General features: G+C 53.1%; 38 protein-coding genes, 1 tRNA gene and 1 pseudogene. 3 read left to right on the top strand and 37 right to left on the bottom strand.

Going from position 1 to position 25,158, the window contains the following annotated elements; translation table 11 throughout:
• Positions 1–13: 13 nt before the first annotated feature.
• From ACOTX5_RS07445 to ACOTX5_RS07385, 13 genes are all read right to left on the bottom strand, one after another.
• Positions 14–301, bottom strand: a complete 288-nt coding sequence (locus tag ACOTX5_RS07445; RefSeq protein ID WP_023299869.1) for a phage tail assembly protein — start codon at positions 299–301, stop codon at positions 14–16.
• Positions 302–352: 51 nt separating this feature from the next.
• Positions 353–859 carry a phage major tail tube protein gene (locus ACOTX5_RS07440; RefSeq protein ID WP_023299868.1) on the bottom strand — a complete coding sequence of 169 codons (507 nt, stop codon included), beginning with the start codon at positions 857–859 and terminating at the stop codon, positions 353–355.
• The gene (locus ACOTX5_RS07435; RefSeq protein ID WP_063438889.1) at positions 856–2,325 is read right to left on the bottom strand and encodes a phage tail sheath family protein; all 1,470 of its coding nucleotides are present in this window, start codon (positions 2,323–2,325) and stop codon (positions 856–858) included. Before ACOTX5_RS07435 ends, ACOTX5_RS07440 begins: the two co-directional genes overlap by 4 nt.
• Before the next feature lie 38 nt (positions 2,326–2,363).
• Positions 2,364–2,987 (bottom strand): phage baseplate assembly protein V, encoded by a 624-nt coding sequence (locus ACOTX5_RS07430; RefSeq protein ID WP_063438890.1) that lies wholly within the window; start codon positions 2,985–2,987, stop codon positions 2,364–2,366.
• A complete protein-coding gene (locus ACOTX5_RS07425) occupies positions 2,980–3,534 on the bottom strand; it encodes a hypothetical protein (protein ID WP_045348834.1) in 555 nt (184 codons plus the stop codon). The genes ACOTX5_RS07430 and ACOTX5_RS07425 overlap by 8 nt, the downstream gene beginning before the upstream one ends.
• Before the next feature lie 8 nt (positions 3,535–3,542).
• Positions 3,543–4,205 carry a hypothetical protein gene (locus ACOTX5_RS07420; RefSeq protein ID WP_023299864.1) on the bottom strand — a complete coding sequence of 221 codons (663 nt, stop codon included), beginning with the start codon at positions 4,203–4,205 and terminating at the stop codon, positions 3,543–3,545.
• 1 nt (position 4,206) lies between these two features.
• On the bottom strand, positions 4,207–4,563 hold the full coding sequence (locus ACOTX5_RS07415) for a head-tail joining protein (RefSeq protein ID WP_023303463.1): 357 nt from the start codon (positions 4,561–4,563) through the stop codon (positions 4,207–4,209).
• Complete coding sequence (locus tag ACOTX5_RS07410; RefSeq protein ID WP_045348835.1) at positions 4,563–4,898, bottom strand: DUF2190 family protein; 336 nt, start codon at positions 4,896–4,898, stop codon at positions 4,563–4,565. The genes ACOTX5_RS07415 and ACOTX5_RS07410 overlap by 1 nt, the downstream gene beginning before the upstream one ends.
• Before the next feature lie 68 nt (positions 4,899–4,966).
• Positions 4,967–7,087, bottom strand: a complete 2,121-nt coding sequence (locus ACOTX5_RS07405) for a ClpP-like prohead protease/major capsid protein fusion protein (RefSeq protein ID WP_373687133.1) — start codon at positions 7,085–7,087, stop codon at positions 4,967–4,969.
• Positions 7,035–8,555 carry a phage portal protein gene (locus ACOTX5_RS07400; RefSeq protein ID WP_023299860.1) on the bottom strand — a complete coding sequence of 507 codons (1,521 nt, stop codon included), beginning with the start codon at positions 8,553–8,555 and terminating at the stop codon, positions 7,035–7,037. Before ACOTX5_RS07400 ends, ACOTX5_RS07405 begins: the two co-directional genes overlap by 53 nt.
• An 8-nt stretch (positions 8,556–8,563) precedes the next feature.
• Positions 8,564–8,779: a hypothetical protein gene (locus ACOTX5_RS07395; protein WP_023299859.1), complete on the bottom strand. Its 216-nt coding sequence runs from the start codon at positions 8,777–8,779 to the stop codon at positions 8,564–8,566.
• Entirely contained in the window at positions 8,776–10,896 is a 2,121-nt protein-coding gene (locus ACOTX5_RS07390) for a phage terminase large subunit family protein (protein ID WP_045348840.1), read from the bottom strand. The genes ACOTX5_RS07395 and ACOTX5_RS07390 overlap by 4 nt, the downstream gene beginning before the upstream one ends.
• A gap of 3 nt (positions 10,897–10,899) precedes the next feature.
• Positions 10,900–11,403: a DUF1441 family protein gene (locus tag ACOTX5_RS07385; RefSeq protein ID WP_063438891.1), complete on the bottom strand. Its 504-nt coding sequence runs from the start codon at positions 11,401–11,403 to the stop codon at positions 10,900–10,902.
• Positions 11,404–11,678: 275 nt separating this feature from the next.
• Here ACOTX5_RS07385 and ACOTX5_RS07380 point away from each other — a divergent pair, with 275 nt between their 5' ends.
• Positions 11,679–11,939, top strand: coding sequence for a sigma-S stabilization anti-adapter protein IraP (locus ACOTX5_RS07380; protein ID WP_045348843.1), 261 nt, complete (start codon positions 11,679–11,681; stop codon positions 11,937–11,939).
• Between the two features lie 188 nt (positions 11,940–12,127).
• Here the strand turns inward: ACOTX5_RS07380 and ACOTX5_RS07375 are convergent.
• The 12 genes and pseudogenes from ACOTX5_RS07375 to ACOTX5_RS07320 form a co-directional block, all read right to left on the bottom strand.
• Positions 12,128–12,354: pseudogene (locus ACOTX5_RS07375) on the bottom strand (hypothetical protein).
• Between the two features lie 72 nt (positions 12,355–12,426).
• Complete coding sequence (locus ACOTX5_RS07370; protein ID WP_045348844.1) at positions 12,427–12,630, bottom strand: hypothetical protein; 204 nt, start codon at positions 12,628–12,630, stop codon at positions 12,427–12,429.
• A 148-nt stretch (positions 12,631–12,778) separates the two neighbouring features.
• On the bottom strand, positions 12,779–13,021 hold the full coding sequence (locus ACOTX5_RS07365; RefSeq protein ID WP_223832633.1) for a hypothetical protein: 243 nt from the start codon (positions 13,019–13,021) through the stop codon (positions 12,779–12,781).
• A 1-nt stretch (position 13,022) separates the two neighbouring features.
• Positions 13,023–13,166 carry a hypothetical protein gene (locus ACOTX5_RS07360; RefSeq protein ID WP_045348848.1) on the bottom strand — a complete coding sequence of 48 codons (144 nt, stop codon included), beginning with the start codon at positions 13,164–13,166 and terminating at the stop codon, positions 13,023–13,025.
• Between the two features lie 4 nt (positions 13,167–13,170).
• Positions 13,171–13,440 carry a hypothetical protein gene (locus ACOTX5_RS07355; RefSeq protein ID WP_032637826.1) on the bottom strand — a complete coding sequence of 90 codons (270 nt, stop codon included), beginning with the start codon at positions 13,438–13,440 and terminating at the stop codon, positions 13,171–13,173.
• A 7-nt stretch (positions 13,441–13,447) separates the two neighbouring features.
• Complete coding sequence (locus ACOTX5_RS07350) at positions 13,448–14,077, bottom strand: glycoside hydrolase family 19 protein (protein ID WP_063438893.1); 630 nt, start codon at positions 14,075–14,077, stop codon at positions 13,448–13,450.
• Positions 14,077–14,355 carry a phage holin family protein gene (locus ACOTX5_RS07345; protein WP_017384386.1) on the bottom strand — a complete coding sequence of 93 codons (279 nt, stop codon included), beginning with the start codon at positions 14,353–14,355 and terminating at the stop codon, positions 14,077–14,079. The genes ACOTX5_RS07350 and ACOTX5_RS07345 overlap by 1 nt, the downstream gene beginning before the upstream one ends.
• Positions 14,345–14,734 (bottom strand): phage holin family protein, encoded by a 390-nt coding sequence (locus ACOTX5_RS07340; protein ID WP_017384387.1) that lies wholly within the window; start codon positions 14,732–14,734, stop codon positions 14,345–14,347. The genes ACOTX5_RS07345 and ACOTX5_RS07340 overlap by 11 nt, the downstream gene beginning before the upstream one ends.
• 470 nt (positions 14,735–15,204) lie before the next feature.
• Positions 15,205–15,281: transfer RNA gene (locus ACOTX5_RS07335), tRNA-Arg, on the bottom strand.
• Positions 15,282–15,458: 177 nt separating this feature from the next.
• Entirely contained in the window at positions 15,459–15,614 is a 156-nt protein-coding gene (locus tag ACOTX5_RS07330) for a DUF3927 family protein (protein ID WP_023296243.1), read from the bottom strand.
• Positions 15,611–16,036 carry a tellurite resistance TerB family protein gene (locus tag ACOTX5_RS07325; protein ID WP_015570939.1) on the bottom strand — a complete coding sequence of 142 codons (426 nt, stop codon included), beginning with the start codon at positions 16,034–16,036 and terminating at the stop codon, positions 15,611–15,613. Before ACOTX5_RS07325 ends, ACOTX5_RS07330 begins: the two co-directional genes overlap by 4 nt.
• Positions 16,037–16,245: 209 nt before the next feature.
• Positions 16,246–16,593 (bottom strand): hypothetical protein, encoded by a 348-nt coding sequence (locus tag ACOTX5_RS07320; RefSeq protein WP_045349426.1) that lies wholly within the window; start codon positions 16,591–16,593, stop codon positions 16,246–16,248.
• A 303-nt stretch (positions 16,594–16,896) separates the two neighbouring features.
• On the opposite strand from ACOTX5_RS07320, the gene ACOTX5_RS07315 reads away from it, so the two are divergent.
• Complete coding sequence (locus tag ACOTX5_RS07315; protein WP_045349427.1) at positions 16,897–17,802, top strand: hypothetical protein; 906 nt, start codon at positions 16,897–16,899, stop codon at positions 17,800–17,802.
• Positions 17,803–17,881: 79 nt separating this feature from the next.
• On the opposite strand, the gene ACOTX5_RS07310 is transcribed toward ACOTX5_RS07315, so the two are convergent.
• From ACOTX5_RS07310 to ACOTX5_RS07255, 12 genes are all read right to left on the bottom strand, one after another.
• Positions 17,882–18,460, bottom strand: a complete 579-nt coding sequence (locus tag ACOTX5_RS07310; RefSeq protein ID WP_045349428.1) for a DUF1133 family protein — start codon at positions 18,458–18,460, stop codon at positions 17,882–17,884.
• A 12-nt stretch (positions 18,461–18,472) separates the two neighbouring features.
• Positions 18,473–19,462 carry a DUF968 domain-containing protein gene (locus tag ACOTX5_RS07305; protein ID WP_045326200.1) on the bottom strand — a complete coding sequence of 330 codons (990 nt, stop codon included), beginning with the start codon at positions 19,460–19,462 and terminating at the stop codon, positions 18,473–18,475.
• The gene (locus ACOTX5_RS07300) at positions 19,459–20,175 is read right to left on the bottom strand and encodes a phage antirepressor KilAC domain-containing protein (RefSeq protein ID WP_338417542.1); all 717 of its coding nucleotides are present in this window, start codon (positions 20,173–20,175) and stop codon (positions 19,459–19,461) included. Before ACOTX5_RS07300 ends, ACOTX5_RS07305 begins: the two co-directional genes overlap by 4 nt.
• Before the next feature lie 24 nt (positions 20,176–20,199).
• Positions 20,200–20,589 (bottom strand): RusA family crossover junction endodeoxyribonuclease, encoded by a 390-nt coding sequence (locus tag ACOTX5_RS07295; protein ID WP_045332649.1) that lies wholly within the window; start codon positions 20,587–20,589, stop codon positions 20,200–20,202.
• Positions 20,586–20,906 (bottom strand): LexA family transcriptional regulator, encoded by a 321-nt coding sequence (locus ACOTX5_RS07290; protein ID WP_045332648.1) that lies wholly within the window; start codon positions 20,904–20,906, stop codon positions 20,586–20,588. Before ACOTX5_RS07290 ends, ACOTX5_RS07295 begins: the two co-directional genes overlap by 4 nt.
• The gene (locus ACOTX5_RS07285) at positions 20,903–21,130 is read right to left on the bottom strand and encodes a hypothetical protein (RefSeq protein WP_022650831.1); all 228 of its coding nucleotides are present in this window, start codon (positions 21,128–21,130) and stop codon (positions 20,903–20,905) included. Before ACOTX5_RS07285 ends, ACOTX5_RS07290 begins: the two co-directional genes overlap by 4 nt.
• Positions 21,127–21,786 (bottom strand): MT-A70 family methyltransferase, encoded by a 660-nt coding sequence (locus ACOTX5_RS07280; RefSeq protein WP_045332647.1) that lies wholly within the window; start codon positions 21,784–21,786, stop codon positions 21,127–21,129. The genes ACOTX5_RS07285 and ACOTX5_RS07280 overlap by 4 nt, the downstream gene beginning before the upstream one ends.
• The gene (locus ACOTX5_RS07275) at positions 21,786–22,280 is read right to left on the bottom strand and encodes a hypothetical protein (protein ID WP_045332646.1); all 495 of its coding nucleotides are present in this window, start codon (positions 22,278–22,280) and stop codon (positions 21,786–21,788) included. Before ACOTX5_RS07275 ends, ACOTX5_RS07280 begins: the two co-directional genes overlap by 1 nt.
• Positions 22,277–23,230, bottom strand: coding sequence for a conserved phage C-terminal domain-containing protein (locus tag ACOTX5_RS07270; RefSeq protein ID WP_045332645.1), 954 nt, complete (start codon positions 23,228–23,230; stop codon positions 22,277–22,279). The genes ACOTX5_RS07275 and ACOTX5_RS07270 overlap by 4 nt, the downstream gene beginning before the upstream one ends.
• Positions 23,214–23,399: a DUF4222 domain-containing protein gene (locus tag ACOTX5_RS07265; protein WP_072044687.1), complete on the bottom strand. Its 186-nt coding sequence runs from the start codon at positions 23,397–23,399 to the stop codon at positions 23,214–23,216. Before ACOTX5_RS07265 ends, ACOTX5_RS07270 begins: the two co-directional genes overlap by 17 nt.
• Before the next feature lie 240 nt (positions 23,400–23,639).
• The gene (locus ACOTX5_RS07260; RefSeq protein WP_032634711.1) at positions 23,640–24,110 is read right to left on the bottom strand and encodes a YmfL family putative regulatory protein; all 471 of its coding nucleotides are present in this window, start codon (positions 24,108–24,110) and stop codon (positions 23,640–23,642) included.
• Between the two features lie 25 nt (positions 24,111–24,135).
• Positions 24,136–24,333: a Cro/CI family transcriptional regulator gene (locus ACOTX5_RS07255; protein WP_032634882.1), complete on the bottom strand. Its 198-nt coding sequence runs from the start codon at positions 24,331–24,333 to the stop codon at positions 24,136–24,138.
• Between the two features lie 99 nt (positions 24,334–24,432).
• Here ACOTX5_RS07255 and ACOTX5_RS07250 point away from each other — a divergent pair, with 99 nt between their 5' ends.
• Complete coding sequence (locus ACOTX5_RS07250) at positions 24,433–25,089, top strand: LexA family protein (RefSeq protein WP_032634713.1); 657 nt, start codon at positions 24,433–24,435, stop codon at positions 25,087–25,089.
• Positions 25,090–25,158: the final 69 nt, after the last annotated feature.

Here is a 25,158-nt window from a genome sequence, read left to right as displayed (position 1 = left end):
CGTATCGCCCGCATCAGCCCTCTTTCGGTCGCTTCTCGGGCGGGAGCATAAAAACATTAAACGCGTCCAGCAGCTGGGCATAATCTGCCGCAGTCAGTTGCCAGATATCCTGTTCGCTGAGGTTGCACAGCAGCGCAATCATGCGCGCCTCTTTTTCTTCTTCACTGCCGCGGTCTTTGGAAAAGGCAATGCGGTCACGGACCAGCGGCTCGCGCAGCGTCACCTGTTCGAGCAGGCCACCGTTCTCAAAGGAAACAGGGGAATACAGTTTGATAACGCGTGTTTCACCAGGAAAAGACATGTTGATCTCCATAAAAAAACGGCCCGCAGGCCGTTGTAAGATTGTTTGAAGTTAAAGCCGTACTTTTGCCGCCAGACCGGACAGAACATCCACGCCATTCACCCGGCGCGAGAAGCGCTCAGTATCAATCTCAAAGAGCTCGCGACCGTCTTTGGTCTGACGGTAATAGCTCACGGCGATTTCCACCGTGACGGCATTTTCGGACAGGCTGTCCTTGCCACGCGCGTCGGGAGTGACGGTCTGCACAAAGCCTTCGATCTCCTCGATAGTACCCAGCGCGGTACCGTTAGCCAGATAGCCCTGATAGGCCGTAAAGCGCGGACGGCTGCCGCTGACAAAACCGAAAGCGGTCAGCATATCCACGTCCACACCGTAAAACTTCAGCTGACAGGTGAGAGCTTCCATGCCGTCATCAACGGGGGACGGCGCATCCTGTGCGCCGGTACGCAAATCCGTTTTGACAATGGACAATGCCGGCGGAGTAAATTCATGCGCCCCCTGTATGCGGATCCCCTGTCGGAAGAAGGTCCAGACGCGTAATGTGTTTTTTTCGCTCATGCTGCCAGCATCTCCTCAAGCGCATAGTTGTTATTCACCCGGACGCGCAGGCTGATAAGCTCAGTCGGCGATTTCGGACCAAAGTCATAGTTGATGTACAGCACGCCCGCCGCCATGCTCTCAGCGGTGTTAAGTTCTTCATCCAGCCAGGCGCGACCACCGAAAATAGCGCCGAGCCCGACCAGCTGGCGCATATAGGCGTTGATGGTGCCGATAATGTCGTCGGCATTCTCCCGGTCCAGCGGACGGTCAACGTATTCCAGCATCGTTTCCTGAATACTGTCCTCGATGACGTCTGCGGTTCGGCGAACCGATTCGAAGCGCCACTGTGGATCGGTACCGCACAGACGGTTGCCCCAGTGCTTAAACCCTGCCCGGCGGATGATGGTAGAGACGTTCTGCATGTTGAGCAGGTTTGCGTCGCAGTTTTCATCGCCGAGTATAAGCTCGTCGATCTGTTCCACTCCGAGGATGTTATTGATGTCCTGGTTGGATTTACTCCACCACCAGCCCTTCTCAAAGTCGATTCGGGCACGCAACCCCGCCGCAAACGCAGAGTAAGGACGATAGACCAGCTGGCCGTCGGCATTGCTGACCTGTACGCGCGGGCGCAGCAGCTCGGTGCGGGTACCATAAGACTGTCGGCGCTGGACCACTTCTTGCAGCTTAGCCCCAGTGGCACAATCAACATACGCCACCGCCCGCAGCTTGCCGGCGACGGTTTCCAGAGCCTTGCCCACGGCATCATCCTCACTGAATCCCGGCGCGATGACGATACGGGGCTGGTACGTTGTCACGGAGCGAGCAGATGACAGCGCGCCGATCCCGGTCAGTACCGCCGCACGCTGTTTAGCGGTATCGTTAACTTCAGCCACGCGTACCACCACCGTCAGGGCATTTCGCTGATCGTTGATTTCCATCAGGGCCTGCTTCAGCGTGCCTTTTTCACCGAGCCGGGAAAGCATCGAGGTACCGACAATCGCCACAGGAGTATTCAGCGGGAAAGGTTCATCTTCGCCGCCTGCCAGCTGCAACCGGAACGGTGTGACCACGCCACTCCCGCTTCCCGTTGCGGTGACTTCCACATCATCCACCGCGCCCACGGCAGTGGCCACGGCTGAAGGGGTTGCCGTCAGCTTGCCCGTTTCATCGCAGCCAAGCGTGATAGTCAGCGTTAATGCCTCCGCATTCCAGACAGCAGAAGTCTCAATCGCCGCGGGATTTTCTTCATTGGGGATGCCGGCTACAGCCTCAACCACCACCACGTTTCCTGACCTGCCAGCAACTGTCGCGGCAAAATCCACAACATTATCCAGAATCGGGGTTCCTGTGCTGGCACTCGCCGGCGTTCCGGCAGAGGCATCAGGCGCAGTACCCACCAAGCCGATAATGGCCGTCTGGATCGTCGTGACCGCGACCGTACCGGATGTCAGTTCGATCGTTTCCACACCATGTAAATTCGCCATTTATTTTCTCCAGGCATAAAAAAACCTGCCGCGGCAGGTCACATTTTTTGATTGGGGGGATTCGTGGTTCCGCCGCCATCACCATTTTCTTTATGGTCATGGCCGTTGTAGGTTTCGCGGATCCCGCTCATTTTCCCGGTACCGTCCGAAATTTCCTGAGTTGCACCGATGTTTCCCTTCACATTCGTGTCGGAATTGATATGCGTAACGCCCTGAACTGTGAGGGTGTCGGTGATTTCCACCGGACCATCGAGCGTTCCCTTTCCGATAATTTTGTAGGTCCCGCCCTCCGCCAGCGTGATGGTCAGGGCATGCGCGGCGCGGTCATACCGGATCTCGGTACCGTCACCGTAGCGGGTGATATGTTCGCTGTCGCTGCCCTCCGGTACCGGCAGACCGCCGGTATTCCAGCCGGGAAACACCCGGCCATTATTCAGCTCACCCGCCTCCGACAGCACCGTGACCGCATCCCCGACCGCATACGGATTGGAGTCAGCCCGGTTTGCCCCGGAAAAGCCCTGGCAGAGCGGCAGCCAGGTAGTGGTGATGTCGCCCAGATCCACCCGGCACTTCGGGATACCGTCATGCTTAACGGAATGAATAACCCCGCGCCGCACAATATTCGCCAGGCGGCGCTGTAAATCGCCCTCGATATCACTCATCGGGTTTCGCCTCGTAAATCAGCTGATAATCGTCCACATGTGCCTGGCCGATATCCGGTGCCTTGCCCAGCCAGGCCGCTTTCAGCGGGGCATTCAGCTGTGCAAACGGATCCACACCAAAGGCGGCTGACTGTGTGAAGGAGATCCGCCAGACCAGGTAATCATCCATGCGCGGATCAAACTCATCGCGTGACGCATCGATAAAGACGGCTGGCTCAAGACTGGTCAGGCCGAACTGCTGGCCGTCAATCCACTGCGTGATATCCGCCGCCGCCGTGCGCAGGAAAATTTCGGGTCGGCTGACGCCAGCGCCTGCCGCGTCCACCACAACGAACAAATCGCAGGACAGATTCACATTAAGCTGCCCCTCGTTGCCGCCGCCCTGCACCCAGCTGTTAATGGAGAAATAGACCGCCGGGGTGGTCAGCCCTGTAAAACGGGGGACATTTTTTTCCGGGTAGGCATCGGCGTCACGCACCCACGCAATTTTTTTCAGCGCGCCAGTGACAGCATCGTGATACTGCCCCAGCAGTAATGGCTCCGCCATAGTCAACCTCAGACAGAAATACGGGCTTTCACACGCCCGCGCAGATCGGTTTCAAAGTGATGCATAAAAATCTCCATCGCCTCCGCAAAGGCGTTATCTTCGATGTAGTTCAGCATCGGCTCATAAATATCGACTTCCGCTTCGCGGGTACGACGGGTATCCGGATCGCGAATAACCACCGTCCGGCGGTTTTCACGGCGGGAGCGCGCCACTTCCCCGTTTTCAAATGTGCGCGGGGATAGCAGGCTGCCCTTTGGGGTGAATCCGGCGTTTTCTGCCTGGCGCCGCGCCTTTATATACCGCCCGGTGGATTTATCCCGCCGGGTATGGTGAGGCCTGACCCGCCCGTTAATCCTGCCTTTCAGGTCTTTTACCTTGATGGCATTGAGACCAAACCAGAGACGAAAATTATCCAGCTGTGACTGAGAAGCGCGATCAAGACGAAAGGAAAGCAGACGCCGGCGCACCAGATCCAGGCTGCGCGGCGCCAGCCCATCTTTCAGGTCAGCCATCGCTTTTTTACGCAAGGTGGCGGCGGTACGTTTCAGCGCACGGGAATACGCTGCCCGAAACTGTTTATGGGTGGCACCGATGTGCTCCGCTATCCGCCAGATGGCATCCACATCGATATCGACGGGCAAATCCCGCCGCAGTCTGGACTCACGCGCCATATCAGCTCCACTTATTGATGTCCGGCTGCACCTTACCCGGTGCGCCATACGCCAGCGTGACGCGGGTGCGGCCTTCTTCATCAGCGCCAATGTGCGTCACACGATAAGCCGTGCCGTTGATCTCCACACCGTGGTGCTTCTCAAGCCCCACGATATCAGCGGTCATCGCGCTGAAGGCCGGAGAGCGATCCTGAATTTGCCCCCCGCCGGGCACGTCAACCGGGACATCAGGTGTCTCGAAAATCACAGTAACAGGACGCAACTCCGCGCCGACAGACAGGACAGCAGGCACCTCTTCGGCAAATGCCCGGGATATCCGGGCATCCGCTTTTAACAGGCGTTGCCGAAAGCGGTTCATCAGTAACCAAGCCGGACCGGAACAGAATCCGCATCCGCCGCCGCCTCAGCCCAGGCCGTGCCCGCCAGAGGATTCGGAGCCGCCGCCTCACCCGCTTCCGCAGTCAGTTTACCGTCTGCCAGATAGAGCTTCTGGCCGACAGTAACCGCTTCCGCTGCCTTTGGCAGGACGAACACCCCCGTGGTATGCAGTACCCCCCACAACCCTGCCGGAATGTCGTCGTGAGCAACGCCCACCAGCGCACCTGAAAGCACGGCGTCACCCGAATGAATATCGGTCGCACCGGTATTCTGAAAATCAAGGGTTTTGCCATCCTGCTGATAATTTTTCGCCATTTTTCTCTCCAGACAAAAAAGGAGCAGCACGCGCCGCCCCGTAATAAAAAACCGTCAGATGACGGTCGTTATTTTTTGGTGACTTTAACCATGCCGCGCCAGTCAAGCGGTGCCACCCCGGCATCGATGCGTACCTTGAACGCGGCACCGTCAACGGTGAAGCCCTGCTGCTGCTCAAGGTATGGCGTATCAATACCGTCCAGATACGCCACCTCAATGGTGTCGCGTCCCTGTGCGGCGGTCAGGTAGTAATCCGTCGGGCTGCTGTCATCGAGGCGAGCTTCAGAGGACACCGTCACAAAGTTCTGGATCGGGTTAACGATACCGCTGTTCGCGTCCGCGCCCGGTACGCTTGCAGATTTGATCAGCTGGTTAGCGCGGGACTCGATGGCCACTGGCGTCAGCATGTAGGCCGGGCGAATATTCAGACGGCGGTCGCCTGATTTTTGCAGCAGCATCGCCTTACGCGCCGTATCCAGGCCTTCGATACTCAGATCGGCGGAGACCAGGTTGCCATGATCGGCGTGGAACAGCGGCTTGCCGTCGGACATTTTTGGGTTGCTGGTCAGAACTGCCCACACCAGATCGCCCACGGTGGCACGCGCGGCAAGGCCCATTGCCTGCGGGATACGGGTCAGCATGTCCAGGTCATCATTGATGATGGTCTGGCGGTCAATGCTGAAAAGTTCGCCGTAGGTCGCAAGCGCAATCGGCTCGCCGCGATCTTTGATGGTGACATATTTATATTCCGCCCCGGCACGGACCTTGCGAAGCGATGCAAGTGATTCCAGACCGACGCGGTGCGCGGTTTTGAAATCAGTCAGGGTGCCTTTACGGGTCCACTGTTCGAATGATTCAGTGGCCTCGTCCCAGCCCATCAGTGCCGCCTTGTGCGCCACATCCATCAGGATATTGCCGAAATCGCTGCTGCTGTGGGTAAACGCAAGGCCGACCATCGCCTGTGCTGTCCCTGCACCTGAAATACCGATCCCGCGATCCACAAGGGAAGCTCGCGCCAGTTCACGCAGGGTATAACCGTTGTAGGCGTTATCTTTTTCAGCCTGCGCATAGCCCGCGCGACTCATTACCGCAGCACGGATGGAGTCACCGACCAGATTGCCGTTTCCGGCATAAAGATGAATAGCACCCGGACCGGCACTCGGCGTAGTTCCTGCCGCCAGCGCCTGGAGGAGTCTGTCTCGGGCTTTTTCCGCCGTGCAGGAGAAGTCGGCCAGACATTCCGCCTTCAGTGTTGCGAAGGTCGGGAACGCCTCAAAAACAGCGGAAACCGTGTTCACGCGTTCAGCGTTTGCCGTCTGCATCTGCTGTTGCAGCTGCTGGGCCAGCGCAGTGATATCGATATTAGTCATCTGCTGCGCGGGCTGTTGTGGCGCTGGCGGGTTCAGGTTCGCCTGTACCGGCGCGGGCTGCTGTACCGGAGCAGGCTGCTGTGGCTGATTCACCGGAGCTTCGGCGCGCGGCGCAAAAAGAGATTTAATCTGTTCTGGCATGTTCTGGTAATCCTTCAGTTTATTTTCATTCACACAGGCCGCAGCCTGTAGTTCAGGTTCAAGCGTGTCAGCGAAACCTTTCTCCACTGCCTCGGCCCCGTTAAGCCAGGTCTCCGCTTTCAGCATCGCTTCCAGTTCCTCCTGCCCCAGTCCGGTTTTATTCATATAGGCGCTGAGCATCAGGGCTTCGTTACGATCAAGCCACGCGGCATAATCGCGCATGTCATCAGAATCCCCGGCGATCCCGCCCCACGGTTTGTGGACCATGATCCAGGCGTTTTCCGGCATGTGCACCGTGGCGCCGGGCAGGCAGACAATCATCGAGGCCATGCTGGCCGCCACCCCATCTACCCAGATATCCACTTTCGCTTTCAGCCGCGACAGGGTGTTGTAAATGGCAAATCCCTGCATGACATCGCCGCCGGGGCTGTGGATATGCAAATCCACCGCGCTGGCGTCAAACACCCCGGCTTCTTTACAGTCTGCGACGAACTGCTGGGCTGTGATGCCCCAGCCGCCGATCACGTCATAGAGGAAGATTTCGACGCGCCCGGCAGACAGCGCGCGGATTTCGTACCAGCACTGACCGTTTGCCGCATCGACACCCGCCAGGCTGGCACGGGGGCTAATCATCATCGTCCGGCTCGCGCCGATCGTCTTTTGGTTTTGCCGTTGCATCTGGCATCGCTCCTTTGTCGTTGGCGGCGTCGGAATCAAACACCAGCCCGTGTTGACGGTTAAATTCGGTTTCACGCAGTCGCTGGCGTTTAACCTCCTGCGGGTTTTTACCCCGCGCCCGTGCCCATTCCGCTTCGGTACCAGCACCGCCACGAACAATGGCTTTCCAGGCATTAGCCTCTTTCCCCGGATCAATCCACGGCATCACCGGGCCGAGATAAAGCGCGTTATAGAGAGAATTTGGATCCACATCCGGCGGCACTTCAACGCCACTCAGCAACGCCATCGCCAGCCATGCGCGGTAAACGGGCCGGCTGTGCTGGCCGACAAACCACTGTTGCAGGACGTTGTACCCTTCGAAGCTCTCCACCAGCTCCTGACGCTGGGAGCTGTAGGTGCCGTTATAGTCCCGGGCAATGCTGGAATAGCTGCCGCGCGTGCCTGCGGCCACGGCCCGCATCTGTCCGTTTCGGAATTCATAGAGGTGAACATTCGGGCGATTTGATTCCACCATGCCCAGGTCTTCACCCGGGCGCAGATCGTCGTAAATCATGCCGGGGGCGATATCGTAATGACGCTGGCCGCCGGGAGGTGAAAACTCCCCGTCGTCACCAAGAGACTGCGCATCACCGCGCTTGATATAGAACCCCAGCGCGGCGGCAATACGGGCGGCGACGCGTTCACTCTCTTCATAATCCTTGATGTCAGAAAGACGGGTAATGACTCCGTGGATCAGGCTGATACCGCGCAACTGGTGCAGACGCTTGCGCTGCGCAAGGTGAAGCATGTTTTCAGCTGAGACGGTTTTAAGTTCAGCGCTGAATCGCGTCATATTGGCCGGATGGTACTTGTAAACGCGGTAGCCGACGGGACGTCCCCAGTCGTTCACAATGATGCCCTGGCGAACCTGCTGGCCGGCGGTGCTGTTAAGGTTGAACGGAACAAAATCCGCCTCCAGCATTTCCAGCGAGAACGGTACGGAGGTGGAATGTTGCAGACCCGGCACATTCCCCCTGACCAGTTGAGTGAACACTTCCCCGTCACGCAGTGCTGAACGCAGCAGCAGGCGTTCGGCTTCCGGGCGGGTGAACATGCCAGTCACCTCAGGACGCACGGACCATTCAGCCCAGAGCGCCGAAAGTTTCCCGGCGAAATCGGAATGAAGATTCCCCTCCAGATCGAGAGGCTGAGGCTCAACATGGATCCCGTGGGCACCAATCACCCGGTCTTCCATTTTGTCGAACAGGCCGATCACCAGATCATGGTTTTCATCAAGCCACCGGGCCTGTTCCCGCAGGGACTGACCTGCTGCAAACACAGAGGTGTCCGCCGACTGGCTTTGCTTTTTCGCCTTGTGCAGCCGTGACGGATTTGCCGCTTCATACGCATTAAGCCGGAGACGATCCCGCTCGCGTGCCGCGGCCCACCCGGGGGAAATTGCCCTCAGTGTTCTTTCAAGAATGCCCATAGAACGCCTTACAGAAAGTTAGCGAGTTTGTACGAACCACCACGGCTGTTGACCGCGCGCCAGCGACGCTCCCAGTATTCGAGCTCATCGCGCAGCGCCTTCGGATCGTGGTTGGTAATGGCGCGACCGTTTACGCCGGTGAAAGAGATACTCTTGCCGTCCAGCGAGTCCTGGTAGGCCTGGCGTACCATCACCAGCGTTCTCCAGATGTCGTCTTTTTTCACAGCCAGCCTCCTCCCCTACCGGAAGATCCCAGCCAGCTGCCGGAAAGCGTGTTTTCTTTCTCAGGCTCAGCCCTGACTTGTGGCTGAACGGTTTTGTTTTTTTTCACGGTTATCTCCCTGGGGCGTTCCCCTTCATGAATATTTGGGTTGAGATCCTGCGGCTCAGCCCATGCAGGAGGTTTTTCCCAGTCGCGAATTTTTTCGTAGCCGCGCAGAACCGCGACGGCGTGGGCATAGCAGAACAGGTCAAAGGCTTCGTTGGCGCCCTTGCCTGGCTTACGCCATTTGCCATCCACGCCGCGCTCTTCGTAGGTCAGTTCCTCGTAGAACCACTCCCCCAGCCAGTCGGGAAAATGGATATAGCCTGCTCCGGGAGTCTCACGATCAAGGTTATTGCTGAGCTGATCCTTGAGCAGGTCGGTTTGCAGCAGATACACCGGCACCTCGCCACGCGCATCAGCGCGACGGTCACTGCGTTCGGTATTATTCGGGTGAGTTTTGGTAATAATTTTCTGGCGTTTTGTGCTGTCGCCCTTGATCAGATAGACACGCTTACCCAGACCATCCCGGCGACACTGGCGCCAGAATTTATAGGCATTATCTGTTACCCCTTCCTCACCGCCGCTGTCGACGGCCATAGCCAGCACCGGCATACGCCGCGTCGGATCGGACTGAAGTACGTAAGTTTTTTCCAGCACATCGGAGACCAGCAGCTGCCAGTCCTCCGGATACGCGCCGGGGTGGACTGGCTCCGCCTCGCCATGTTCATTGCAGCGCAGGGACTGGCGTATGTTGTAGCGATCCACCAGCCAGCGTTCACCGTTTTCGCCATAACCAATTATCTGCACGACGAAACGGCGCTTTTTCCCGCCCTGAACGTCGACGGCCGCCAGCAGGAAACGCACCTTCGGCGGAACCAGGCGTTTACCGTAATCCTCCGCACGCTGCATCAGCACATCGGCGCGTCGCTGTTCGCTGGCCGAGCGCGGCAGGTATGGCAGCCCCCAGTCGGTGTTGATAACCGCCTTGAGGGTTTCTTCGCTGCCGGTAGCCTCATACTCCTGCTCAGCAGTCAGCAGTTTGTATACCAGCTGCGCCCAGGTCTGGTACGCAGCTGCGGGCCCCTCCATCCAGAACGACGCTATGCGCGAGCGTCGCGGCTCACCGGAAATCTTGCCGTCCCGGTCAATACTCTGACCTTCACGCAACCAGACACCCACCCCGTTAAGCTCGCGCTTTTTATCTGCGGTGATAATGGCGCTGCAATGCGGACAAAGCAGATGAGCCGACTCACTGGCTTTTACCGGATCAGGTTCATCGCGGTATCCGGTCATCGCCTCCATCGCAGGCTGAAAATATTCACCACAATGCGGGCACGGCCAGTACCAGCGACGGCGATCCCCACGGTTGTACAGCGAAAGCGCGCCTGTCGTTGGTGGTGCTTCATGGGGAGATTTTCGGCGCCATTTGCTGTCGCGAATGTCCCGGCCTGGCGAACACTCCACCAGAGTCATCCCGGCGGACATAAAGGTGGTGGTACGCTTGGACGCCAGGGTAAAACCGTCACCCTCGCCATCGATGTCCTCAGGGAAGCGGTCATAATCGGTGAGCGCTACACATTTGAAATCTGACGAGGACATGATGTTGATGGAAGGCCAGCCAATCTTGAGATAGTTGCCCGCCAGAAAAGTACGATCATGCACGTTGTTGTCGTTTCGCAACGGGCTCAGGCGTTTCGCCACTTCAGGACTGACACGAAACGTTCTCGCCAGACGTTTTTTAGAGTGCTCACGCGCTTTCTCTTCGGTCATCTGAACGACGAGCATATCGGACGGGTCACAGACAATGTTGTATACAACCCAGCCATCCACCAGGCCGATCGTTTTCCCCGTTCGTGCCGGTCCAACAAACACCACCGCATCGTATTCACGCATCGCGAGGCAGTTCATTGGCTCGATCACATAGGGAGCGACAGCAGGGTCCCACGGTACCGAGTTACCGGCTCCCATAGGTACGCGCATAAATTTTTGAACCGCCTCAGCCACAGGCATACGGCGCGGGGCTTTGAGAATGGCGGAAGCGTTACGCCTGACTTCCGCTGCCATGGCCTGTCGCATGATTTACTCCTCTTCTGGCATATCCTCCTGTTCTGGTGAGTCGGCCTGCTCAACTTTGAGGGCTATCTGGTCGCGCAGATCGTCAATAACCTGCTGCACCCTGACAACTGCGGAAGGGGTCATGGCGCAGTCTCTTTCAAGAATGTCGGGTAACGTCTCCAGCACCTGAACCATTGCTTTTGCCATGGAGGAAAATTCTCTGGTGACTTCTGACGCCGGGATCAGCTCCCCTGTTTCCTGCTGAAACTTGAGCCTTTCACGCTCCGACTGAAACCAGGCTTTACGATCAGGGGGAAGCATTTTGTCGACGTCCACCAGCTCCGACGGTGTGGTACTCGTCAGCAACTCCCTGAGGATATCGGTGATGACATAAAGCTTAAGTTTCGGATTGCTGCCCGGGGCCGGCTGAACATTTGCAAGCTTGCTCGCGACCGTCTGGCGGTGCAGATCGGTAATGGCTGCCAGCTGCGTGATATTCAGCCGGAAATTTTTGAGTTCGTTATCCATGATGGTGAACAAAAAATAGTCATTTCGACATCCTGCAAAAGATCAGGACTGAAATATCAAGAGGTTAAACAGATGATGATGAAACCCATAAAATGCAAAAAACTAGCCGTTTCCCGCGTGTCCTCGCCCCCTCGGTGTACAGGATCCCCAGGAGTACCTTTTAGCAATAGGATCAATTCTCATTTAACGATATGCTCAAAAGCATTGAGAACACCTAATGTGGCCAATAGCGCGAGTGTTGCAATCAATAATCGAATCACTCCAAGGAGACAGAAATGGAATCACTCATCGCCAATCTTATTGAAGAGCTATCCAAAGAAGGTGAAACACAGAAGCAGGCTTATCTTCAGATAAGTGCCATGAGAGTTGTTATTTATGCGATGTGTGCTGGGCTGGATGACATAAAACGTCAGGCCATACACAACCAAATCTTTGAGGCATTTGATCATCTGGAATTAACTGACCGCACGTCAACTGAGAGTGAAGAGCTGCGTAATGCAACTTTAAAACTACTGGGAACAGACATTCTGCGGTAACACGCATGCCAAAAGAAAGTAAAGGAATACTCTTGCACTAATTCATTTAAGTGATAAGGTTCCAACCCTGCTGAAAAGCAAGAAGCACACAATAATAACAAAATCAAAATCATGATTTGCCCCGCACCAGGGGCATTTTTTATGGTCGTACGAAACACAAGCCCACCAGCAGGTGAGCTTTGCAACGGCTACGATCCCACCGCATCATGCAGTACTTCCTGACGGGCAATATGCTCGTAACGAGATACCGTCTTCCCGTTCTGGTTCATCACGTAGGCGACCTCGCCAGGTTTCAGGAATACATTTTTGTCCATTCCAGATACCGCGATGCTCTGCTGCCCCGGATTAAACCCTACGCTCAACCCGCAATGAATCTCTTCACCGCCACTGGCGACATTACTTTTACTGTTAACATGCTTCTTCTCCTTCTTCTGGTAATAAAAAAGCCCCGCTTACGCGAGGCTGGAATTGATTTGAGTAATGGCAATCAATCTTCTTTTTTGATCACCACTTCCTGCGGTCGCATCTGCTGGATCGCCCGGACGATACAGTAAGGAATTACCGCCCAGGCAATTCCCATGGCTGCTCCTGCTGCTTGCTGAGGCGCGCTGACAGCGCCGAAAACCCCAACGATACCTTGAACAAAGCCAATAGCCCCGAATACAACACAAATAGCCCAGAGGATCTTCATCAACCTAACTCCTTTTATTAAAGAACCATTAGGATAATTCTGAATACCGTTTAGTAAAGCTTTATTGCATGAATTGCCGGAACTTATCGCACCGTTTATAGCGACAACCATTATCAAGCCCACCAGCAGGTGAGCTTTGTAATGACTATCAGACCTTCACGTCATCCGCTTTCACGGCATAAATGGGTGCGCCAGGATGCTCATCATCTTCAACAGTTGCGATATCATCTTCATCGAACCAGCTTTCCTGAGCACGACCATCTGCGGCTTTGTAGTGAACTAGATACTGATTACAGTGATTGATGCTTTCAGCGCGGGATTTGATATGGCCCATTTCGCCGCTGATCGACAATTCAACAAACTGATTAAGATCGAACTTAAATTTATCCACTTCATTTCCTCTCATTGCTTGGCTGGCAGTTCGCCTGCCACGCTTTGTTATGCGCTAGGATGTCTTTCTTCGTCTGGCGGTCCAGTACATCCCAGTCGTGATCCGTACCGTAGATGGGTTTAACCCAGTCGCAAGTAGTGTCCACTACCTCAACCCTTACGGGTCCAGTTGTCCCGCAGCTCGCGATCAACATCGTCGTCAGACATATGGTTAACAGTCTGCTGTACATTGCTGGCCTCTTTCGTTGCTTCTACCCGGCGTTCGGCTGCTGCGACCGTTGCCGCTGCGTTATCTTCGGTGCGCTGCTGGTCGGCTTTCACTTCAGCTTTGCTGGTGCCGCGAATATGGCCCAGGCCAAAAGCGCCGGCGATAGCGGAAATAACCAATGCGACCAGCCCAATTATCGTTTCGATCCCCACATTCACCTCACACCAGAACGGATTTCGCCAGGTTAAATAGTGCGCGGCGTTTATCCAGCCCGTTTCTGCCCCCATTGATAAGAAGCGTCACGCGTTCCACGTCGCCGGAATGAAGAAGGCAACCGCGGGAGGCATAGAACCATGCAGCAGAGCGCGCGGCGTATTCATCCTGTTCAAGCAGCTCCGGATGGGTAACAAGGTCCAGTTTCAACGCGTGACCACAACTGCGATAGTTACTCAGGCCGGTAACCTGTTTCAGCCCGCGACCGCGGTATTTCCATCCATCACCGGCAGCCTGATTGCCCAGATGTTCTTTTCCCCACTCACCGCCGTATACCAGATTGGCGATCGCTTTCTGGTTTGCCGGTTGCGTTGCTGTTCTGCCAAGAGCTGCTGCCTGCTGTTGCGTGATGCGGTGGCTACCGAACGTCGGTACCAGGTTTTCAACCGCGTAATTCAGGTTCTCCACTAGTCGGGTAAATCTGGTGCTTTCATGCCCCATCTGGGCAATAAACATGGCCTGATCGAGCGGTGCGGTGATGCCGTATTCCTTCATAGCGGCGTCGATATGTGGAAACCAGCGCGCAGCTAACCCGGCGCTGATACCAGCCGCCCTCTGAAATTGTGTTTGGTTCATTAGTGCCTCAGACGATCAACCAGCCGCGCCATATTTCCACGAACCTTCAGGATGGCGGCGAAGATAAGAATGTTTGCGACCACCACCAGCCAGCTGGAATCACGATAAAGGCCGAAGATGAACTGCAAGGGGATCGCGGCGTAAACCAGCACGGTTATATACGCCAGGACAGAAATAAAGGGGCGATGCCGGGCGCCATGTCGCTGGTAAAACATCAGCACGATGACGATGGCCGCACAAATAAACGCATTAAAGACTGCTGACGGGTCAATTACCATTTCCCCCACCCCCACGTAGCCGCGAGAAAAACTTGAACACGTTGTTCAGGTCCTGGTTGTTAAGATAAGTGAGGATTTTTATACACAGGGCAGACAGAATCACTGCACCCAGTGCATCCAGCGGTTTTTCATAGTGCGAAGCTGCATTTAGCAGTGAGCCAATAAGTCCCGCCCCAAGCACCCCAACGATAAACGACGTCAGGAAATATGCTGCCAGTCGGGCGCGGGACAGGTTTGTGGCTGTCGCGACGTAGAACACCGCACCACCAAACGCCCCGAACACCACACCAAAATCTGTATGAGTAAAGACGCCGTACAGGACTGAACCCAGCAGGCCGCCGCCGAGAACAGCGCCGGTGCCGGTTAATGGATCGGACATTAAGCCCCCTCTTATTGCTGTGATCCCTCTCAGGAAATTTGAGGGGAATAAAAAAAGCCCGCTCGCGAGAGCAGGCTAAAGTGATGATTATCACAAGAAGGTAGAAAGGAGATCATCCGAAAGACAGGTAGTGACGTCCGGGTATCGAGGCCGATTCACTGATGGTTCAGGAGAACCATCTGCCAGCGGATATATCCCCTTCTTCTTTAGCGTAGCCGTAACTTCGGGAAACGAGCAAAAAAAACCTGCTGTTTAAAGCAGGCTCTCAAGGAATTATCAATTCGATTTTATTGTTATCGTGGTGCCGGGTGCCTCCCGGTGAGAATTACTCCAGCAAACATTCCCGCGTCTGAGAGGTTTCCTTTTCAGGTAACTGCTGGAACGCCCCTCCGCATAGGGGGATTCACCACAATAAAAAAATAGCGCATAAATCAGAGTTGAGAAACTTCCTCGCTTAACGAATTGGACACTGGTCCGCCATCGAGGATTCGAACCCCGAACCACAGAGGTAGAAGCTCCGTGCTCTTTCCAGTTGAGCTAATGGCGGAAAAAAAAGACCAGCATTGGGTTGCTGGTCATGGGTCATGCAGTTGTCTCTGCGAAGTTGGTGTATCCCCACCAAGTGTTATCAGTATCGAGAGCATTATCGAACGCCAGTTTACTATAGCACCGAAGAAAAAATTCACTCTGTCAAAGGCCATCAGAAATGACCTTTTGCACAGTGTTATTTACTGGATTTAAACACGGGCCAGAGTAAAGCAATTACCCCGGCTACCAGCACGCCATCAGCAAGGATGGACATCATTTTGCTGGTGAAGTCGATGGCAACCACCAGGAACATCAATACCCCGGCGGCTACCCAGCGCAATTTCCCGATCACAGGTACTGGTCCAGTGGAAGTTGCAGCGCCTGAGCGATTTTCTTGAGCTGCTTCTCTTCTTCTTCCCCGATGCCGTCGTTGTCAGCGACATCAAGGCACAGGCAAAGAACATCAACAGCATCGTTTGTACCGGCAACGTCAGCCAGTTCGCGCAGCGCCTGAGCATTAGCAGAGCGTGGAGACGCTTCATAGCGAGCACGGATATTGCTACTCATCTGTGCGATCTCACCAGCGAACGGTGCGAAAGCAGGCAATGCTGAAATGGTTTTTTCCAGAGTGGCGATTTCTTTCGCGTCGCATGTGCCGTCTGCATACGCAATGGAGTAAGCACCCCACACCGTAGCTTCAACCGCGTCGCGGTTTTCCATTTTCTTAACTTCGACAACAGCTTTACGCGCTTTCTTTTTGAAGATACCGAACATAGTGACTTTCCTTTTAGCGGGTGAGCCAGCGCTCAGGAATGATCAGCCCACAGAGACAGTCACACCGACCGTTCCCTATGGCTCACCCCTGAAAGGCTCTGTGGTTGAATTGCGCCGAGCGTGGCGCGGGTTGAAACAAAAAAGGCCGCCTTCAGGCAGCCTTGGGTGAATTATAATTATCTAACAGAACACTTTTTTACTTCTCAGGCCTAATTATTAGCCCAGTAAGATATGTCCTCATTTAAATCTTCAAGTGATTCGGGGCGGCGTAGCCTGTAATAATCTGAGTAGTCATCATCCTGAGTGAAGATGACAGCGAAGGGATTTAACTTATCCGCATATACGACATAAGTATCATAAAATTCGGGCTCTACACCGGGAGGCAGATCTCTGATGTGTCGGGATTCGTCCCAATCAACATGTACCACCTTCAGCTCTGTTCCTAATCTTTCTGCGAGTTCACTTTGCTCCAAATGGAGTGCGAAATCCGTATCGAAGTCATCTATTTCTTGAACTGTGAAGGTCTGAGTTCGCCTTCTCTCATAGGCATCCGTCATGCTTGTGTCCTTATGCTGTGCTGGCAAACCTACAACATAAGGATATTAGGCCAAGGTATCAAGTGACAGGTATCATTGCTTCACTTATACAACCAGAGCGTTAGCTTCTACCAACCACAAGCCGCTGCCGTAGTGTCAGAAACAGGAACGAACATTTAGCTCCCTCTTATTGCCGTGAGTCCTCTCAGAAATGAGGGGGAAAGATTTTTAAAAATTTGAATTTGCTTCAGAGATCATTTTATGAACATATACACCTATAATCTCCAGTGCTATCATGATAAGTCCTTTATTTCAGGAGGTTATATGATTTATCTGCTAGAAGGTGATTCATTTGTTGAGGTTGACGACTGGCAGAAGGTTTGTGCCAGGCCAAGCTATTTAGAAAATCTTGTAGTTAAAGATCGAACTCTCGAAAGAATTGTCGGCTACTACGAGCTACCTGAAAAAGTAAAATGCGGACTTTCCAATTGCCATAAGAGGCATTTTAAAGGCTATGTTGTTGAAACAGACGACAGCTCAGAAACCAACATTGGGCATGACTGCGGCTCAAAATACTTCGATGTTCAATTTGAAACCATGTCATCTGAGTTTCTAAATGCCCTCGAAATAGCAAAAGCAAAAGCCTTTATTATAGACAATAAGGCCCGTGTTTTCGAATACTGGCAGAAAGTTAATGCGCTGGCTGTAGGCCCTAAGAACGTCTCGTGGGCTATCGATTTATACAGAAAAATAAACTCATCAGACGTAATTGGTCTTGCTGCATACCGCGCTTTAAGAGAGATGCAAGCGAACGGGAATGGCAATGTCACTACGACCCGCCCTCCTACAGCGAAAGAAATAGAGCTTGCAAAAGCTTCAGGACAACCTGTACCTCAGGCTGTTGAGGTTATTGTTGGTTTCATTTCAAATATTGATTTTATATCGCCTGATAACGATTTAACCGAACTTTATGAAAATCAATTACGAGGAGTAGTTCAAGCGTTACAGAATGCAGATCCTGAAAAACTATCAAGAACCCAAATGCGGCCTATTGTTAACGGTATCTCAGCTCTGAACACAAGAATTGAAAGAGTTAAAGAGATAATTGAAACAGCAAAAGTATTTTTTACACAGGAAAATCTTTCTCAGTTGATTATTCAACTGGAAGATAACAAAAACATCAGTTCTTCAGATGTTAAGCGTTATAGAGAGTTTGTTGAGAGTCTCTAAAAAAATACAACCCGCTTCTGGCGGGTTTATGTTTTGTTTTGTTGCTCAGTACGCTTTACTGTCCCGAGCCTAACACAATTTAATCACTTTCTTGCTCACTCTGCAACTTAAATCTGTCGCCATTTGTGCCAAACGCATCACAAAGTGGAGCGTACAGGATCGATTCTGCCAAACTTACCCATGTGTCGATGCGGCGACGGCATGTGATTAGGGTCCAGTCAGGGTGTTTTGCATTCAGCTCGTTTGCCATCTGCAGTTTGCTCTTGCGCAGCCGGTGACGGTCAACTATTACGCCATACAACCCACGGTATTCATCATTCATCAGGACCGAAGCAATAACACCATCCACCTTAAGGCCCTCTTCGTCGGAGCAGAACGACAGGCCGCTTTTATTTTTGCTGTCGAGGATTTCACGCAGGTATGCTTCCAGCTCGGGTTTAGTGATGCCGGATTTCTTCATGCGGCGCAGCGCATCGTTGATGGCGGATTTGGTTATTTTCCCGGATGCCAGCAGCTGGTTGAACATGTTTCCGCCCGAGCCACCACCGATATAAGACCAGCGGCCCCACATGCGGAGCTTTCCCTGTACCCAGATACTTTCGAGAGTGCGAAGGCGAACCAACTCGCCGTATTTGCCTACTTCTGAAGGATTGATCATTTGCGTCTCCACTTACGCCAGTACGCCGATTGCCAGCGCACGATCTAAAAACCGAAACAGCAGCGTTAACTGGTCGCCGTATTTCGCTTCAAATGCCACGGGATCAGCGTGTAACTCGTCGTGATGCGCTCTGCACAGCGGTATCACAAACAGGTCATGCGCTTTGGTACCCATTCCACCCTGCCCGTGGCCTATCAGGTGGTGGGGGTCGTCTGCCGGGTTATTACAACAACAGCACTGCTGCGACTTCACCCAGCGGGTGTATTTCTCGTTTTCCCAGCGTCGGCGCTTTGGCCTCAGCATGAAAGATTCCGGCGTTTCAGGATCGACCTTCACCGCCACTATCTTTTTTGCCTTCTCCTGAAAGATTTGCGTAGCCGGTAATGACGGGATAATGTCGCTTTCCCTCATCACTGAACTGTGCTGTTCTGGCTTGATTCTGAGTGCTTTACTCGCCACTGATTCAGGAACAAGGTCAGCCAGATCATTACGTACCATCCACCAGCAGAACTCAGGAAGGGAAAGAGTGTGGTCAGCGCTGAAACCTAAATCAATATTCACCCTTTCCAGAAGCCATTTTACCAGGTTCTGCATGGCAATTCCTGCCAGTCTTTCAGTGGTTTGCTCACGTAAATGGTTATCACATGACCAACAAAGACGAATGCTCCCCGGAGCGTGGCGCATAACCGTAAAGTCACTGGCATGCCAGTCAGTGTGAGGCCACTGACATTCAAATTTTCTCTCCAGCCAGGCATCAAGGCTACTCAATCCACCAGCTCGCTGAATGACCCTATCGTTAACGAAAATAGCCTGCATGTTGGCATCGTCAGTCAGGGGCTGGTGGGCTTCAGGGATTAATCCAGATGGCAGATGCTGTATGGCTTCGGATGGTGGCTCAATAACTACCCTTCCCTGACGGAATAGCCAGAGCAGTTCGGTACCAGGGCGGAACAGAACCACCCCGGACATCGGCGCAATTTCAGGCGTCAGTATGGCTCTCACGCAATTTGCCCCTTAGCGACATGCTCTGCCCAAAGTCCACCTATCCAGCGCACCCCTTTCGCTGTGAAACGAGACTGATTGAACGCGTAGTTGGTCTGGTTAGTGGTCCCGGTCTTAACTTCAAATCGGCCTGCTTCAATGTGTTTACTCTTCGGAGTAAGCACGCGGTTCAGGCGATACATGATGCCATTCTCAATGAGGAACATCGCGAACTCGGGTTCTTTGGCGTTAAGGAGCTTGGCAACCTGCCGAAATGTCATTGACCCGGTGGCTTTGACGTAGCGATCAACAAATTCAGCCTTCGGTGCGGCAATTGCCAGCTCTTCACTCAGACGTTGCTTCTGTTCAGCAAGATCAGCGGCGAGCCGGAGTGCTTCAGGGAGTGTTTGGGGAACAACCATCCCGGCCCCGCTCTCCAGTTCCTGCCAGCGATCAACCAGACGGGCAGTAAACTCCGGGCACAGCTGCGCGACGATCACATAGCTGTCTCGCTTGTTAACTTCGTAGTAATGGTAAGTCTGCTGGTTCTGAGGATGGGTGTACTGCATTGCAGCATACCCCCCAATAACGCCGGATTTCATCAGTCGCTCGATGGTTACACAGACATTGCTGTGACGTGAATCGACCAGCTTCGCAATTTCACGACTGGACATCGTTATCTGCTGACCTATCGCGGCAGCATGGTTTGTCGGACACGTTACGGTGATGTTCATCTGATTCATGCTCTTCTCCACTTATCAGGCGGCTGCACCCGCCAGAGGTTCATGTTTCTTGATCGATATTTCTACACGTCCACCCGGTACCTTCGGTCCCCACTCCACCAGCATTTTCTGCACCTGGCTGTCATCCTCCCAAATGCCTGCGTGCGTGAGCGCGTCAAACAAAGCCTTGTTGTAGTTGTCGATGTCGCGGCGGCGTTCGTCTGGTGGGTACAACATAATTTCGACGGCAGCCGGTGCTGTTGATGGCCTTGGAAGGAAGCGAAGCTGCTCGACAATGGCGACACAGGCCGCGCTTTGATATGCCCTTCCTTTGGCGCTGATCAAATGGCGGCCCTTTAACGGCCCCTTATTCGGGGCTCGCCAGTATGTGTTTACGCTCGGTGGGAACGGGAGCACCAGTTTCATAACGTCACTCCCTGTTTTTTCAGCCATTCAACAGCGTTATCTCTGGCCTTATCTCCACCGGATAGCAGGTCTTTGATGATCGTCACTGGTTCTGCATCCCATTCCGTTTTGACGACGGTAATGCCCCTGGCTGCGCCAGGAGCAACAGTGATGTAACCCTTTTTCTTAAGTGACTTCACGTGCGCTACAGCAGCGTTCGGTGATGCGCAGCCAATTAATCCGGCAAGCTCCAGCATCGTAGGTGGGAAGCCAGCCTTTTCGATATGAACCTTGATAGCTTCGAACACTTCATTCTGACGCGGCGTTAATTCGATCATGACTCGACTCCATAACGCCCGTTCAGGCGTCCGATTACGCTGTTAAACATCACCAGGCTTACGCCCATCGGTTTAACCTTCTCGTGGTACTCCTTCAGGATCGGAGGCACTACGACATTCCAGCTTGGCTTTGGCTTCTGCTTTAGGGCTTTTTTGATGGCATCGTTGCATTGACGGGCTACATCACGCACAGCGTTCTCATGCTCGGTAGATAGCTTTTTCATGCGGCGCGCTCCTGTAGTTTTTTCATGGGAACGGCAACTGCCGGTATAAGCTCAACAGCTGGTGATTCAGATTGATTTCCCCAGTGGTCCCAGCCAGGCGCACCGCAACGGCTGAATAGTTCGATGCGCGGAACGTCACCATAAAGTTTTTCCAGACGGAAACGCGCCTCTACTGGCTTCTGGCTGTGCTCACCGAGTGGACTGTAGATAACCTGCTTGATGCTGGCGCACTTGCGTTCAAGTCCATTTCCCCTGGTGGCGATTAGCAGGTCTTCGGTATTGGCTCGGGTGTAATTCCCGCCGTTCATGCGTGTCTGTGCGTTCAGCAGGTCAAGGAAGTCGTAAAAATCCTCTACACGGCCTGCCTGAAGTGCTTTGTTTATGTGCTGCTCTGCCAGTGAATTGAACTTAACCCAGGTAAAACCCTTCATCGTGCGTACTTTAAAGCCCCATGCTTCAGCCAGCTCGATAGCCTCTCGGGTGTGCGTACCGGTGAACCACATAGCCAGAACAGCATCCTCGGCAGCCAGGTCCCAAACCGCGAGGCGCTTCATGTCGATAAGCTTCATCGTGCCGTAATGGTTATTTGCAGCGCCATTGCTGATGGTGTTCCCGTATTCCCACGCAGGGTCGGCATAAATCAGTGAATATTTCATCAGACATTCCTCGCTCGGCCAGCCAGACACCATGCATCAGAGGGTGCTTTCACTTTCGGCGCCATGCTCAGGCAACGCTGACGCTCAATCAGTATCTTCATCCGCTGCTCTTCGTTCTTAGAGCGATTGAAGGCATCCATCAGAACCGTGGCTGCCCGCTGGTAGAGCCCTTTTTCAAACAGGCCTTGAGCCTTATCCATCATTGTGGTCACAGCCGGATTCAGACCTTCTTCCTGTTCTGGTACAGCTGGTTTATCAGCCCGGTTGATTTTCAGTGCAGAACGCCCCTCGCCAACCTCGCCACCCGGTGCTTTGGCAAAATACTGGTAGCACTTGCCGTTATGCTGGCGGGTTGCGCGATTCAGTTTGACCAGATGGCATACACCGCGCTGAACAGCATGAACGTCGTACTGTGGCATTGATGCCGCAATCTCTTTGTTCGTTAAGCCAGGATTAGCGGCGATGAAAATTTGAATATCTTTCAGAAGACTCATGAGTTCGCTCCTCTGAAGCCCGCCGGGACTTTGCTGTAGTCGGTGTTCTTGAAGCTGGATTTGAAGATTCCATCCTCACGCTCCCACTTCCCGTTAACACGCGCTGGCCTTCCGGCATTCGCCCAGTTGGTAGCGGACTTCAGGTAAGCTGGAAACTTCGTTGGCTGGAAAAGTGTCTGCGGGCGCAGGTAGGCCGCCATTGTTAAATCGTCGCTCCACTTGGCGTTGCAGTAGTCCACCACCAGCGACAGATCTTCAACGGTGAATCCCTCCCCGATTCGGGCGCGAATGTTTTGCAGCGAGGTTGTTGAAACCTGATAACGCGAACTGGTCACCTGGTTCAGATGGGTTAAAACCTGTTTAGCCTGATCGGTGATCAACACATCACGGTCTGGTTGCGGCGCAACCGGACAAATAGGTTTATTAGTCTGCTTGTTTAACTCTGTATTAAAGTCTGTATAGAGATAGGATTCCGTACTTTCGCGGCTCCCAAGATTCCTGTCATTCGCGGATTGAGAAACGCAGCTTCGCGGTTTTGATTCCGCATCTTCACGTTTTCCATTACGTACTTTTGCGGAATCGTTATTTTCTGGAAAGATTAATGAGATTAGAGCATCGCCGTCGATGCGATAATGCTTGGTTGGCGTACCATTGACCTTTCGAGAGCAGGTCTCGATCACGCCAGGCAGATACTTGTTTACCAACTTTTTAACCAGCCGCTCTGTCTGGTCTTCAGTTAATTCGCCCGCCTCAGCTCCAAGCTCCTTGTGAGTTTTATAGAACCAGCCGTCTTCATCCCCAAATGCTGACCAGAAAACGAGGTTATTAAGAACTGCTGCCAGCGCATGAGCCTGCTGGTCTTCTTTAAAGAACAGCAGGTACGGCCTGGGAAGAACAATGACGTTCTTCTGGCCTGACATTGACTGGACGATGTCAAAGATTCTGCTCATGGTCGTCCTTTAACTCTGTAAATTTACGCTGGAATTGCTCAAGAGGGCTGAAGCACTCATGATCGTACCCTTCGCGAAGGTATATAACGCGTCGGGTCTCGGGCTCCCATCTGATGACGTGGACGGTGATGCCTCTGTGGTCTCTGAATCGCCGGTCAACTTCAGCCATTCCTCACGCCCCTTCTCGTTCATCAGTGCAAATGCCTCTACCATCGCGTTCACAGGCTGGTAGTTGTTCTGATCCGCCTGGTTGTTTAATCTCTCCACATAGCCGAACGAGGAATCTTTTCCCACCAGTGGAAGGCATCTGAATTGCTTCGCTGGTCTCAATCGGTTTAAACTGTTCATGCGTTAGTTTCTCCACTGAATACGACACGCCACGACGCCCGGAGCTGCACACTCGCGGGCGTCACTTTTTTTGGCTTTTCTTACGGCTAAATAGCGCGACAATCGCGCGGATCTCTTCTTCACGCGCTGCCAGATGACGGCGGTGATATTCATTGATTTCTTCAGCTTCATGACGTTCGATTACTCCATCTTCGAGAGCTCTCTGGATCACGGTATCAACACGTCCACGCGCTGCTGACGTTCTCATGGCACGATCAAACAGGTCGACACGATCAAGGTCTTCAAGTTGAGGAACGTCCACCAGCAGCGCGCCACGGCGACGGGCAAAGTAATCCGCCAAGAGGGACGTATTCGAGATGTCTTCCATCGCCTCCAGCTCGTTCACTTCGAAGAAACGGCAGCCGTTCTTCTCATACAGGTTGTTGTTGAACTGAGTTACTGACATGCCAAGAGCACCAGCCATAGCCTCACGGCCTCCTGGATACGCTTTGCACATCGCTTTAACTACTTCTTTCAGGCTTGGCTCTACCATGTTGTTTTTCCTTTGGTAGTTAAAATTAAGCAGCGTTTTGATTAGGCTTAGCGTAAAGGGTTGGATCAACTTTCAACTTTTCAGCAGTCAGTGCCTGAATCTCAAATGCCCTGCCCTTTGGGATTACTTCACCCCACCCAGATACTGATGCATGGGAAATCCCTAAAGCCTTGGCTACGTTCCCCACGCTGCCGAAGTAAGAAACCACATCATCTTTTTTCATTTTTGCCTCAAATGTAAGGGAAACACACATAATGATAGTAGGATATCTTACATTTAAAGGTCAAGGATTCCTACATCATAAAATGGTAGGATTGCCTACATGAAAATGAATGAACGCATCCGCGCAAGACGCAAAGAGCTAAAGCTCACCCAGGCTGTTCTCGCCAAGTTGGTTGGTGTAAACCGAGTAACAGTCACAGGATGGGAGTCTGGTGATTATGAACCTGGAGGATCTAACCTACAGGGGCTGGCGGCTGCCTTAAAAACTAACCCTCAGTGGATTATTACCGGACAAGGTGATCCAGACTGTGACGAAATTCTTTACAAGCCGACTGAGAAATTCGGAGTAAAGAAAATTCCTATCCTATCTTGGGTTCAAGCTGGGGAATGGACAGAAAGTGGTGCTCCCATTACTGAGGACGATATTTCCGAATGGATATTCACCACTGCCAACTTATCTGATGAAGGTTTTGCATTACGTGTTCGTGGCGACTCTATGACAAACCCGAATGGAGCACCAAGTATTCCTGAAGGCTCCTTTGTTGTGGTGGACCCCGATTATGGCAGCCCACAAGAAGTTAATGGCAAAATTGTTGTCGCTCAGATTGTTGGTTCTGCTGAGGCCACTCTCAAAAAGTTTGTTATTGATGGGCCATTAAAATACCTGGTACCGTTAAACCCTAACTACCGCGTAATGGAAGTCAATGGTAACTGCAAAATTGTCGGTGTGGTAAAACAAGTAGTAACTGACCTCTAATATCTTTCCCCTCTTAAGACCGACATTCGTGTCGGTTTTTTTTTCATCCTGAATGTAAGTTTTCCTACT

Source organism: Enterobacter cloacae complex sp. IR5441, assembly GCF_049238215.1.
Taxonomy (GTDB): Bacteria; Pseudomonadota; Gammaproteobacteria; order Enterobacterales; family Enterobacteriaceae; genus Enterobacter; species Enterobacter hormaechei_C.
This window is presented reverse-complemented; position numbering and strand designations above follow the sequence as displayed.

Excerpts from the sequence above, each read along its gene's own strand:
- ACOTX5_RS07400 (WP_023299860.1), bottom strand. The coding sequence starts at position 8,555 with ATGGGCATTCTTGAAAGAACACTGAGGGCAATTTCCCCCGGGTGGGCC.
- ACOTX5_RS07285 (WP_022650831.1), bottom strand. The coding sequence starts at position 21,130 with ATGAAAAAGCTATCTACCGAGCATGAGAACGCTGTGCGTGATGTAGCC.
- ACOTX5_RS07320 (WP_045349426.1), bottom strand. The coding sequence starts at position 16,593 with ATGACGGATGCCTATGAGAGAAGGCGAACTCAGACCTTCACAGTTCAA.
- ACOTX5_RS07340 (WP_017384387.1), bottom strand. The coding sequence starts at position 14,734 with ATGTCCGATCCATTAACCGGCACCGGCGCTGTTCTCGGCGGCGGCCTG.
- ACOTX5_RS07325 (WP_015570939.1), bottom strand. The coding sequence starts at position 16,036 with ATGTTCGGTATCTTCAAAAAGAAAGCGCGTAAAGCTGTTGTCGAAGTT.
- ACOTX5_RS07420 (WP_023299864.1), bottom strand. The coding sequence starts at position 4,205 with ATGGCGCGTGAGTCCAGACTGCGGCGGGATTTGCCCGTCGATATCGAT.
- ACOTX5_RS07350 (WP_063438893.1), bottom strand. The coding sequence starts at position 14,077 with ATGAACCAAACACAATTTCAGAGGGCGGCTGGTATCAGCGCCGGGTTA.
- ACOTX5_RS07260 (WP_032634711.1), bottom strand. The coding sequence starts at position 24,110 with ATGGTAGAGCCAAGCCTGAAAGAAGTAGTTAAAGCGATGTGCAAAGCG.
- ACOTX5_RS07265 (WP_072044687.1), bottom strand. The coding sequence starts at position 23,399 with ATGGCTGAAGTTGACCGGCGATTCAGAGACCACAGAGGCATCACCGTC.
- ACOTX5_RS07345 (WP_017384386.1), bottom strand. The coding sequence starts at position 14,355 with ATGGTAATTGACCCGTCAGCAGTCTTTAATGCGTTTATTTGTGCGGCC.
- ACOTX5_RS07380 (WP_045348843.1), top strand. The coding sequence starts at position 11,679 with ATGGAATCACTCATCGCCAATCTTATTGAAGAGCTATCCAAAGAAGGT.
- ACOTX5_RS07255 (WP_032634882.1), bottom strand. The coding sequence starts at position 24,333 with ATGAAAAAAGATGATGTGGTTTCTTACTTCGGCAGCGTGGGGAACGTA.
- ACOTX5_RS07405 (WP_373687133.1), bottom strand. The coding sequence starts at position 7,087 with ATGCAACGGCAAAACCAAAAGACGATCGGCGCGAGCCGGACGATGATG.
- ACOTX5_RS07385 (WP_063438891.1), bottom strand. The coding sequence starts at position 11,403 with ATGGATAACGAACTCAAAAATTTCCGGCTGAATATCACGCAGCTGGCA.
- ACOTX5_RS07390 (WP_045348840.1), bottom strand. The coding sequence starts at position 10,896 with ATGCGACAGGCCATGGCAGCGGAAGTCAGGCGTAACGCTTCCGCCATT.
- ACOTX5_RS07315 (WP_045349427.1), top strand. The coding sequence starts at position 16,897 with ATGATTTATCTGCTAGAAGGTGATTCATTTGTTGAGGTTGACGACTGG.
- ACOTX5_RS07440 (WP_023299868.1), bottom strand. The coding sequence starts at position 859 with ATGAGCGAAAAAAACACATTACGCGTCTGGACCTTCTTCCGACAGGGG.
- ACOTX5_RS07290 (WP_045332648.1), bottom strand. The coding sequence starts at position 20,906 with ATGATCGAATTAACGCCGCGTCAGAATGAAGTGTTCGAAGCTATCAAG.
- ACOTX5_RS07430 (WP_063438890.1), bottom strand. The coding sequence starts at position 2,987 with ATGAGTGATATCGAGGGCGATTTACAGCGCCGCCTGGCGAATATTGTG.
- ACOTX5_RS07445 (WP_023299869.1), bottom strand. The coding sequence starts at position 301 with ATGTCTTTTCCTGGTGAAACACGCGTTATCAAACTGTATTCCCCTGTT.
- ACOTX5_RS07250 (WP_032634713.1), top strand. The coding sequence starts at position 24,433 with ATGAAAATGAATGAACGCATCCGCGCAAGACGCAAAGAGCTAAAGCTC.
- ACOTX5_RS07295 (WP_045332649.1), bottom strand. The coding sequence starts at position 20,589 with ATGAAACTGGTGCTCCCGTTCCCACCGAGCGTAAACACATACTGGCGA.
- ACOTX5_RS07410 (WP_045348835.1), bottom strand. The coding sequence starts at position 4,898 with ATGGCGAAAAATTATCAGCAGGATGGCAAAACCCTTGATTTTCAGAAT.
- ACOTX5_RS07435 (WP_063438889.1), bottom strand. The coding sequence starts at position 2,325 with ATGGCGAATTTACATGGTGTGGAAACGATCGAACTGACATCCGGTACG.
- ACOTX5_RS07370 (WP_045348844.1), bottom strand. The coding sequence starts at position 12,630 with ATGAAGATCCTCTGGGCTATTTGTGTTGTATTCGGGGCTATTGGCTTT.
- ACOTX5_RS07275 (WP_045332646.1), bottom strand. The coding sequence starts at position 22,280 with ATGAGTCTTCTGAAAGATATTCAAATTTTCATCGCCGCTAATCCTGGC.
- ACOTX5_RS07425 (WP_045348834.1), bottom strand. The coding sequence starts at position 3,534 with ATGGCGGAGCCATTACTGCTGGGGCAGTATCACGATGCTGTCACTGGC.
- ACOTX5_RS07310 (WP_045349428.1), bottom strand. The coding sequence starts at position 18,460 with ATGATCAATCCTTCAGAAGTAGGCAAATACGGCGAGTTGGTTCGCCTT.
- ACOTX5_RS07300 (WP_338417542.1), bottom strand. The coding sequence starts at position 20,175 with ATGAACATCACCGTAACGTGTCCGACAAACCATGCTGCCGCGATAGGT.
- ACOTX5_RS07270 (WP_045332645.1), bottom strand. The coding sequence starts at position 23,230 with ATGAGCAGAATCTTTGACATCGTCCAGTCAATGTCAGGCCAGAAGAAC.
- ACOTX5_RS07415 (WP_023303463.1), bottom strand. The coding sequence starts at position 4,563 with ATGAACCGCTTTCGGCAACGCCTGTTAAAAGCGGATGCCCGGATATCC.
- ACOTX5_RS07280 (WP_045332647.1), bottom strand. The coding sequence starts at position 21,786 with ATGAAATATTCACTGATTTATGCCGACCCTGCGTGGGAATACGGGAAC.